An 8,620-nucleotide genomic window follows, 5' to 3' on the forward strand; every position below is an offset into this window, starting at 1 on the left:
CAGACCCGCATCGAGGGCGAAATCCAGCAGATGCCGCAGACCTTTCCCGTGACCGAATTCTGGCAGCTCGTCGCGGGACAGGCACAAGGCCGCCGCGATGCGCGCCAGATCACCCTGTTCGACGGGGTGGGCTTTGCGATCGAGGATTTCTCGGCCCTGCGCTATGTCCGCGACCAGCTTGGCCGGACCGGATTGTTCGAGCGGCTCGACCTTCTGGCCGATCCCGACGATCCGCGCGATCTGTTCGGGATGGTGCTGCGCGCCGCGGATCCCGACGCCCATAATCGCGCCGGGCAGAAGATGCCGCCCGCAGGCGACGGATCCGCGACGCGATCCTGAACGGCATCGACGGCCGCGCCGGCGCTGCCATGCCCGCATCGCAGGGCTGCGAGGGCGGTTTGCGGCCGGGTTTATCCGCGGCAATCCGGATCGGAACACTTGCAAGATCGCCTGCGTTACGACAATACTGTCTTTGCAAGGAGATGAGCCGGGAAGCATGGAAAACACGATCCAGATTCTTCTTCTGACGGCTCTGTCCCTCGGCGCCGTGATGGCGCTGCAGCAATTGGGCGGTCTGTCCGACGCACCCGGGGTCACCGCACCACAGGCCGCACCGTTCATCGGCGGTGCCGCGCCGGGCACCCATGCCTGGCAACGATTCCACGTTCGCTATTATACCATGACGCTGCTCTTCGTCGCCTTCGAGATGGAGATGATGTTCATGTATCCCTGGGCCGTCGTCTTCGTCGAGGAGGGCATCAAGGCCCTGGTCGAAATGGGGATGTTCCTTGCCATTCTGACCATCGGCATCATCTATGGCTGGCGTGAGGGAATCTTTGCATGGGAATGAGCTGGGCCCGCGCCTTCGCGGCCTCGGGGCCGCCACCGGTCTTCGCCGCGATCGGTGCGGGCGGGTTGCAGCGGGCCGAGGAATTGCACGGGACGTTGCGGCTGCAGCGTTCGCCCCGGCAGGCGGCGATTCTGCTTGTGCTTGGCGAAATCGCGCCCGATCTTCTTCCCTTCCTGCAGCGGCTCCACGACCATTTGCCGCACCCCCGCGCGACAATCTGGCACCGGGCGACGCCGCCAGGGGACTGGACCGACCCGGTGCAGGCAACGGCGGACGGGCTGGAGCGGACGCTGACCGATCTCTGGCGATCGATTCTTTCCGGGGACCGCGCGTCCGAGCCCGATTTCCTGCCTGACAAGCCCCCGAACGAATGGCGCGGCGTCGGTCCGCATGGTCAGGGCGGCAAGGGCATGATGGGCGGCACGCCCTATGGCCGCCCGATGGCGATGACCGACGACGATCTGCGCGACGGGCTGAGCCTGGATGCCTATTCCGCGCCGTTCGGTCCTTTCCTGCCCATGCTGCCGCCCGGCCTGATCCTCGATCTGACTTTGCAGGGCGATGTCATCCAGTCGGCCACGGCGACCCGCCCCCCCTGCCCGCAGCCCGGATCGGACGATCGCCCCGGAGATGCGATCGCCCGACTGATGCGGGTGATGGACATGCCGGCCCTGGCGCTGCGGCGCACCCGCGATGGCCTGCCGCCAGCCATGGGCATCGCGATGCTGCGACGCGCGATCCCGGACGGTCTGGGCCGGGCCAGGGACGGCACCGACGTACGCGACCGGCTGGACCGGTGGCGCGACAAGGACGCGCCGCAAGCCGACGATGGCACCCGGCTGTCCGACCTTCTGCCCGGCCTCGAATGGCACGAGGCGATGATCGTGCTCAACAGCTTCCAGCCGGATCGAATCCGTGCGATCTGCGCGCGGTCGGGGCCGGAGGGCGGTGACGAAGACGACAAGGACGGGAACAGGGACGCCCCTGCTCACGCGCCGCCGGATCACGGCGGACACCAGCATCACGACATGACCGGACCGGCCGCATGAGCCTGATTGTCGGTCTTCCCGCCCTGCTGGCACTGTTGTTGATCGGCCTGTGGGCCGCGGCGGCGCTGGATACCGCGATCGGGCGGCTGATCGTCGGCCGCCCGGTCGGCATGGCCGCGACGGACCCGCTGCGGGCCGTGGTCGCCGACTATCTTCGCCAGCGCACCGATACCGAGGCACCCGACCATCTGAACTGGCTTCTGGCGCCGGGTTATTATTTTCTGCTTGCGGTGGTCGGCCTGGCGCTGGTTCCCTTCGCCCCGGACCAATCCCTCATCGCGCTGGATACCAGTGTGGTGCTGTGGGGCGCGGCCGAGGCCGTTGTCGTCGTCGCGGTCTTTCTGCACGGCTGGTCGCCCAACGCGCCGTTTCCGCTGATCGGCGCCTATCGCTATGTCGCGATCGGTCTGCCGGTGATGCTGCTGTCGATGTTCGTTCTGATCGCGGCGTCGATACCGGCCCAGTCGCTTGACCTGCGCGCGGTGGTCGAATCGCAGCGCGGCCTGTGGAACGTGATCCGCCAGCCGCTGGGATTGCCGTTGTTTCTGGCGGTGGTGATGTCACTGACGCTGCGGGGGCCGTTCGACTATGCCGACAGCGCCGATCTGGCCGGCGGCACCTCGGCCGAGGATGGTGGACCGCGCTGGATTGCCTGGCAGACGGCGCGCGCGGCGATGCTGGTCGCGGCATGCGCGATCGCGGCGACGGCGTTCCTCGGCGGCTATCTTGGGCCGGTCCTGCCGGGCTGGCTCTGGCTTTCGCTCAAGACGCTGGCGGTGATGGTGGCGGTGGTCCTGCTGACGCATCTTGTCCCGCGGATGCCGGTGGCGCGGATGCTGACGCTGATCTGGATCGTGCTGCTGCCGATTGCGTTCCTCGACTTGCTGATCGCCGGGCTGGGGGCGCTGTGATGACGATGACCGACGTGGCATTCTACCTGCTTTCGGGATTTGCGATCTGGACCGGCTGGCGCGTCTTTCGCGTCGATTCGATGATCCGTGCGACCTTCCTGCTGCTTTTGTCCTTCACCTCGGTCGGCCTGATCGGCCTGCTTCTGTCAGCCAGTTATCTCGGTGCCGCGACGATCTTCATGATGGCGGTGGAAATGATGGTCATGGGACTTTTCATGGTGATGTTCATGATGAATCCCGCAGGGCTGAACCCGATGATGATGGTGCACCAGCATCGCCTGTCGATCGTGGCCGGGCTGCTGATCTTTGCCGCGATGACGGGCGCCGTGTTGCTGACGCCGCTTCCTTCCGATCCGGTGGCCGCCGACCGGCCGGTCCTGCGCGACCTCGGCATCGAATTGCTGGGCGATTCGATGCTGATCTTCGAGACGGCAGGCGTCACCCTGCTGGCGACGATGCTGGGCGCGGTCGTCCTGTCCAGCCGAAGGGGGCGTTTCGGGCCGACGGATGCGGGATCGGTTCCGCCGGGACTTTCGGCGGGTGGCCCCCCGGCGGGTCGGCAGCCGAAAGGCGGCGGCAGCCATGGCGGGCACGGCGGCCATGGTGGGCACGGCGGCCAGGGTGGCAAAGGCGCCCACGACGGCCATGGTGGCGGGGGCAGCCACGGCGGACATGGCAAAAACGGTGGGGATGGCAATCACGGAGGGCATGGCGGATGACACTTTCGGCGATCCTGATTGTCTCGGCGGCGTTGTTCGGCATCGGGCTTTACGGTGCGCTGTCACAGAAATCCTTTGTCATGCTGATGATGGGACTTGAGCTTATGCTCAACGGGTCGCTGCTGGCCACGATGGGGTTCTGGTCGCTGGCTCTTGGCGGCGCACCCAAGGGTCAGCTTCTGGCCATCATCATCATGGCGGTGATGGCGATAGAGCTTGCCATCGGTTTCGCCCTGATCGTCGCCGTCTATCGCAAGCGGCAGGCCGATGTGACCGAGGCGCTGGAGACGCTGGCGCGATGACACTCTGGCTCGTTCCCCTGCTGCCGATGCTTGCCGGAATCGCCATCGCAGCCTTCGGCCCGCAATCGCGCCGGGCGCTGGCCGCAATTTCGGGGGGGGTGCTGGCGGCGACGCTGATCCTCGCCGTGCTTGCGGTCGCGGGCGACTGGACCGGGGCGCTTGACTGGGGCGGCGGTATCGCGCTGACCGCGCGCCTCGTGCCCCTGTCGGCGCTGATCCTGGTGATGGTGCCGGCCGTCGCGCTGCCGGTCACGGTCCATGCCGCGCTGCACGAAGCACAGCGCGGGCTGCCGAGGCTGGTGGGGCTGATGCTGCTGTTCACCGGCGGAATGGTGCTTGTGGTTGCCGCCGCCGATCTGCTGACCCTGCTGATCGGATGGGAACTGATTGGCGCCTGTTCCTGGGCCCTGATCGGCCATGACTGGCGCGATCGGGACAACCCCGCCTCGGGGCTGTATGCCTTCGTCATGACGCGCTTTGGCGATCTGGGGCTTTTCCTCGCCGCGATGGCGGCCTTCGGCGCGACGGGCTCCTTTGCCTATGACGCGCTTGGCGGCTTGCAGGGACCGGTGCTTCTGATCGTGGCCTACGGCGTGCTTCTGTCGGCGGCGTCGAAGGCCGGTCAGGTGCCGTTCTCGCCCTGGCTGTTCCGGGCAATGGCCGGACCGAGTTCGGTATCCGCGCTGCTTCATGCGGCGACACTGGTGGCGGCGGGCGCCTATATCCTGGCACGGCTGCACCCGGTGCTGAGCGCGGCAACGGGCTGGTCGGTCACGGTTCTGTCGGTCGGGTTGGCGACGGCACTGGCCGGAGGCATCGTGGCCGTGCTGCAAAACCATGCCAAGCGGCTGCTGGCCGGGTCCACCTCGGCGCAACTCGGTCTCATGTTCGTCGCCACCGGCAGCGGCTATCCGGGCGTGGCCGCGCTGCACCTGGTCGCGCATGCCTTCTACAAGGCGCCGCTGTTTCTGGCCGCCGGCCTCGCGGGGGATCGCGCGGGCACCTATGCGCTGGACCGCCTTCGGCTGGGTCGGGTGATGCCGCTTGTCGCGGGCGCCGCGGCTGTGGCGGCACTGGCGCTGGCTGCGATACCGCCACTGGGCGGTGCCTGGACCAAGGAAGAAATCCTGAAGGCGGCCGAGGCGGCGGGCCCCTGGGTGGCCTTCGGGGTGGTCGCCGCCGGCGCCATGAGCGCGGCCTACGCCACGCGCTTCCTGCTGCTGGCATTCGGTATCGGCAAGGCCGATGACGAAAGCCCCGCCTGGCCGGAAATCGTCGGTCCTCTCGCGCTGTCGGCGGTGACGCTGATCCTGTCGGCGCTTTGGCTCGGTCCGGTTTCGGGCGATCTTGCGGCATTGCTGGGCATCGCCCTGCCCGAGGGATCGCGCTTCTGGCTGGCTCTGTCGCTGCTTGTGGTCGCGCTCGGGGTCGCAAGCGGCGTCTATCTGTCGCGCGAAAGCCCCGATCTCGGCACCGCCGGCACCGCCGCGGCTGCCGCCGATTGGCTGGGCCTGCCGACGCTTGTCTTTCGTGCCGTCGTTCAGCCCTTCGAGCGGCTGGCGACCTCCGCCGCATCGCTGGACACCCGCGCCGTGGACGGTGGCATTCGCGCCACTGTCACGCTGATGGAATGGGCGGCGCGCACCAGCCAACGCTTTGGCGAAGCGGCGACGGACGGCCTGCCCGAGGGCACCGCGCGCCTGACCAGTCTGGCCGGCCGCGACCTGCGGCGGCTTCAGACCGGGATGTCGCATCATTATTATGCCTATCTCGTCGGCGGGCTGGCGCTGATCATCGTTTTTCTGGCATTGGGAGCCTGACATGCTGACACTTGCCATTCTCGTGCCGCTCGCAGGGGCCGCGCTGCTGATGATGGCAAGCGGGCTTGGCCTGCGCGCGGCGCGCTGGACCGCGGTCGCGTTCGCGGCGGTTCCGCTGCTGCTGCTGGTGATTGTCTGGGCGGGTTTTGACAACGGCCCCGGCGCGCCGGCCTTTCAGGCGACCGCCGAGGTGCCGTGGATCCCGTCGCTCGGCGTTGCCTGGCGGGTCGGGGTCGATGGCATCTCGCTTGCCCTCGCGCTGATGAGCGCGCTGCTGTTCGTGGGCTGCGTCGCCTGGCCGATGGAAAATCCCGATCGGTTCCGGGCCTATTATGCCTGGTTCCTGTTTCTGGAATGCGTCTCGCTTGGGCTGTTTCTGGTTCTCGACCTGTTGCTGTTCTATGTGTTCTTCGACCTCAGCCTCGTCGGGATGTTCTTTCTCATCGGCCGGTGGGGTCATGGCGAGGCCGAGCGGGCCGCGCTGAAATTCTTCATCTACACGCTGGCCGGATCGCTGGCGATCCTGCTGGCGATCATCGCGCTGGTATTGTCGGCCGATCCGGTGACCTTCGACATGCGCGCGTTGATCGCGATGCAGCCGCTTGCGGGAATGGACCTGCGCGGCGGGCTGATCCTGCTGGGCTTCGTTCTGGGCTTCGCGGTCAAGACGCCACTCTTTCCGCTGCATACCTGGCTGCCGCCGGCACATGTCAACGCCCCCGGCCCTGCCTCGGCGATCCTTGCGGGGGTGCTGCTGAAGATGGGCACCTACGGGCTGATCCGCATCCCGTTCCAGATGCTGCGCGAGGCTTTTGCGGCGTGGTCGCTGCCGATCGCGCTGCTCGCGCTGGCCTCGATCCTGTGGGGATCGATCGTGGCCTTCGCGCAAACCGACATGAAGCGGCGGATCGCCTATACGTCGGTCAACCACATGGGATATGCGGTCTTGGGGATCGCGGCGGCGGGCGCGCTTCTGACCGGGTCCGAGGGCGCGCGCAGCTTTGCGCTGACCGGCGCGGTGGTCGAGATGGTGGCCCACGGTCTCATCACCGGCGCGCTCTTTCTGATCGCCGGCGGTGTCTGGGCCCGCGCCGAGACCTACGAGATGGACCGCTTCGGCGGGATTGCACAGGTCGCGCCGAAGATGACGGTGGCCGCCACCCTGGCCGCTTTCGCCAGCCTCGGCCTTCCGGGACTGGCCGGGTTCGTGGCCGAGGTGCAGATCTTCGTCGGTGCCTTCGCGGTCTTTCCCTGGATCGCCGCTGTCGCGCTTCTGGGCATTCTGATCACCGCCGCCCTGTTCCTGCGGATGCTGCAACAGATGTTTTTCGGCAAATTGTCCGAGGCAAGGGCCGGGTTCGCCGATCTTGCACCGCGCGAAACCACGGTGCTTGCGGTCCTGCTGGCTTTGGTGGTGCTGATCGGCCTCTGGCCGCGCTGGCTGCTGACGCTGGTGGACGGCGCCACGCAGACGATCCTCGGGGGCTGAATCCATGCCGATCGGCGATCTCGCCCCGGAAATCGCAGTCCTGATCGCGGCGGTGGCCGCGATCCTCTGGGCCAGTTTCGCGTCCCGCCATCTGCAACCGGGTGGCGCCGCGATCGCGATCGCCGGGCTGGCGCTGGCCGCGGCGCTGCTGGTGCGGCAGGTGGGACAGGTGCAGTTCACCTTTTCCGGAACCTGGACTTTGGACGGCGCCGGTCTGTGGATGCGGCTGATGATCGTCGCCGCGACCGCGCTTTCGATCCTGATGGCACCGGCCTGGTTCACCACGGATCGGCGTCACGGCGAAATCTATCCGATCTTGCTGCTGTCGGCGCTTGGCGCGATGGGCATGGCGGGCGCGGGCGATCTGTTGCAACTGATGATATCGGTGCTGCTGTCATCGGTCACCGGCTACACGCTGGCCGCATGGCATCGGGACTGGGCCTTGTCCGTCGAGGCCGGGATCAAGTATTTCCTGCTTGGCGCGCTGGCCAACGCGCTGCTGGTGACGGGAATCGTGCTGGTGATCGGCATGTTGGGAACGACCGGCTACGGCGATCTTACCGCCCGTATCGCCGAAGGGTCGCCGACGCCGCTGCTGATCGCGGGCTTCGCCCTGATCCTCGTCGGTCTGTGCTTCAAGCTCGGCGCGGTTCCGGGCCATGCCTGGGTTCCCGACGTGGCCGAAGGCGCACCCGGCCCGGTCGCAGCCTTTCTGACAATCGTGCCGAAACTTGCTGCCGCGCTGGCCCTGGCAAGACTGATGGCGCTGGCCCCCGTCGATATGCCGGGCGTGAGGCCGCTGGTGGCGGTCCTGTCCGCGGCGACCATGACGCTTGGCAATCTCGCGGCGCTGTGGCAGCAGGATCTGCGAAGGCTTCTTGGATGGTCATCGGTCGCGCAGGCGGGCTACGCACTGATGGCGGTCGCGGTCATCGGTCAAAGCGGCGACGCCGTGATGGCGCTGCTGGCTTTCCTGCTGTCCTATACCGTCGGCAATCTTGCCGCCTTCGCCGTTGTGGTCCATCTGCGCGGCCGCACCGATATTGCCGATTATGCCGGACTGGCGCGCCAGCAACCTGCCGCTGCCGTGGTGCTGGTGCTGGCGCTGCTGTCGTTGACCGGAATCCCGCCCCTGATCGGTTTCGTCGGCAAGTTCACAATGTTCATGACGGTGATCGACGGCAACTTCATGTGGCTTGCGCTGGTCGCCGCGGCGAACACGGTCGCATCGCTTTTCTATTATGCCCGGGTCATGGCAACGATCTATTTCGACCCGCCCGGCAACCCTGTCGAGACGCTGGGCCGTGGCAGCGCGGTCGCCATGTGGACGGCGGGCATCGCCACGATCCTTGCAACCCTGCTTGCCGGGCCTCTGCTGTCTGCCTTCGGCTCTGCCGCGCTGCTGCCCTGATGGCGCGTGGCTGCGCGCGCCTGGTCGCAACCGACCGACCCGATCGCGTCAGAGCCTGTCGGCCACTGC

General features: G+C 67.2%; 8 protein-coding genes and 1 pseudogene. All 9 read left to right on the forward strand.

The window, feature by feature from the left end; all coding sequences use genetic code 11:
- A pseudogene (locus tag B4L36_RS00815) lies at positions 1 to 339 on the forward strand (hypothetical protein); the annotation flags it as partial.
- Between the two features lie 157 nt (positions 340 to 496).
- Positions 497 to 850 carry an NADH-quinone oxidoreductase subunit A gene (locus B4L36_RS00820; RefSeq protein WP_292950910.1) on the forward strand — a complete coding sequence of 118 codons (354 nt, stop codon included), beginning with the start codon at positions 497 to 499 and terminating at the stop codon, positions 848 to 850.
- Positions 847 to 1,899, forward strand: a complete 1,053-nt coding sequence (locus B4L36_RS00825) for a hypothetical protein (protein WP_292950912.1) — start codon at positions 847 to 849, stop codon at positions 1,897 to 1,899. The genes B4L36_RS00820 and B4L36_RS00825 overlap by 4 nt, the downstream gene beginning before the upstream one ends.
- A complete protein-coding gene (locus tag B4L36_RS00830) occupies positions 1,896 to 2,810 on the forward strand; it encodes an NADH-quinone oxidoreductase subunit H (RefSeq protein WP_292950914.1) in 915 nt (304 codons plus the stop codon). The genes B4L36_RS00825 and B4L36_RS00830 overlap by 4 nt, the downstream gene beginning before the upstream one ends.
- Positions 2,810 to 3,529, forward strand: coding sequence for an NADH-quinone oxidoreductase subunit J (locus B4L36_RS00835; RefSeq protein WP_292950916.1), 720 nt, complete (start codon positions 2,810 to 2,812; stop codon positions 3,527 to 3,529). Before B4L36_RS00830 ends, B4L36_RS00835 begins: the two co-directional genes overlap by 1 nt.
- Entirely contained in the window at positions 3,526 to 3,831 is a 306-nt protein-coding gene (gene nuoK, locus B4L36_RS00840; RefSeq protein WP_292950918.1) for an NADH-quinone oxidoreductase subunit NuoK, read from the forward strand. The genes B4L36_RS00835 and nuoK overlap by 4 nt, the downstream gene beginning before the upstream one ends.
- Positions 3,828 to 5,651: an NADH-quinone oxidoreductase subunit L gene (locus tag B4L36_RS00845; RefSeq protein ID WP_292950920.1), complete on the forward strand. Its 1,824-nt coding sequence runs from the start codon at positions 3,828 to 3,830 to the stop codon at positions 5,649 to 5,651. The genes nuoK and B4L36_RS00845 overlap by 4 nt, the downstream gene beginning before the upstream one ends.
- 1 nt (position 5,652) lies before the next feature.
- Positions 5,653 to 7,140, forward strand: coding sequence for a complex I subunit 4 family protein (locus B4L36_RS00850; RefSeq protein WP_292950922.1), 1,488 nt, complete (start codon positions 5,653 to 5,655; stop codon positions 7,138 to 7,140).
- 4 nt (positions 7,141 to 7,144) lie between these two features.
- A complete protein-coding gene (locus B4L36_RS00855; protein ID WP_292950924.1) occupies positions 7,145 to 8,551 on the forward strand; it encodes an NADH-quinone oxidoreductase subunit N in 1,407 nt (468 codons plus the stop codon).
- Positions 8,552 to 8,620: the final 69 nt, after the last annotated feature.

Origin of the sequence: Paracoccus sp. UBA889, assembly GCA_002294185.1 — a bacterium.
Taxonomy (GTDB): domain Bacteria; phylum Pseudomonadota; class Alphaproteobacteria; order Rhodobacterales; family Rhodobacteraceae; genus Paracoccus.

Coding starts and splice junctions, on each gene's coding strand:
- B4L36_RS00820 (WP_292950910.1), top strand. CDS start 497: ATGGAAAACACGATCCAGATTCTTCTTCTGACGGCTCTGTCCCTCGGC.
- B4L36_RS00825 (WP_292950912.1), top strand. CDS start 847: ATGAGCTGGGCCCGCGCCTTCGCGGCCTCGGGGCCGCCACCGGTCTTC.
- B4L36_RS00830 (WP_292950914.1), top strand. CDS start 1,896: ATGAGCCTGATTGTCGGTCTTCCCGCCCTGCTGGCACTGTTGTTGATC.
- B4L36_RS00835 (WP_292950916.1), top strand. CDS start 2,810: ATGACGATGACCGACGTGGCATTCTACCTGCTTTCGGGATTTGCGATC.
- nuoK (WP_292950918.1), top strand. CDS start 3,526: ATGACACTTTCGGCGATCCTGATTGTCTCGGCGGCGTTGTTCGGCATC.
- B4L36_RS00845 (WP_292950920.1), top strand. CDS start 3,828: ATGACACTCTGGCTCGTTCCCCTGCTGCCGATGCTTGCCGGAATCGCC.
- B4L36_RS00850 (WP_292950922.1), top strand. CDS start 5,653: ATGCTGACACTTGCCATTCTCGTGCCGCTCGCAGGGGCCGCGCTGCTG.
- B4L36_RS00855 (WP_292950924.1), top strand. CDS start 7,145: ATGCCGATCGGCGATCTCGCCCCGGAAATCGCAGTCCTGATCGCGGCG.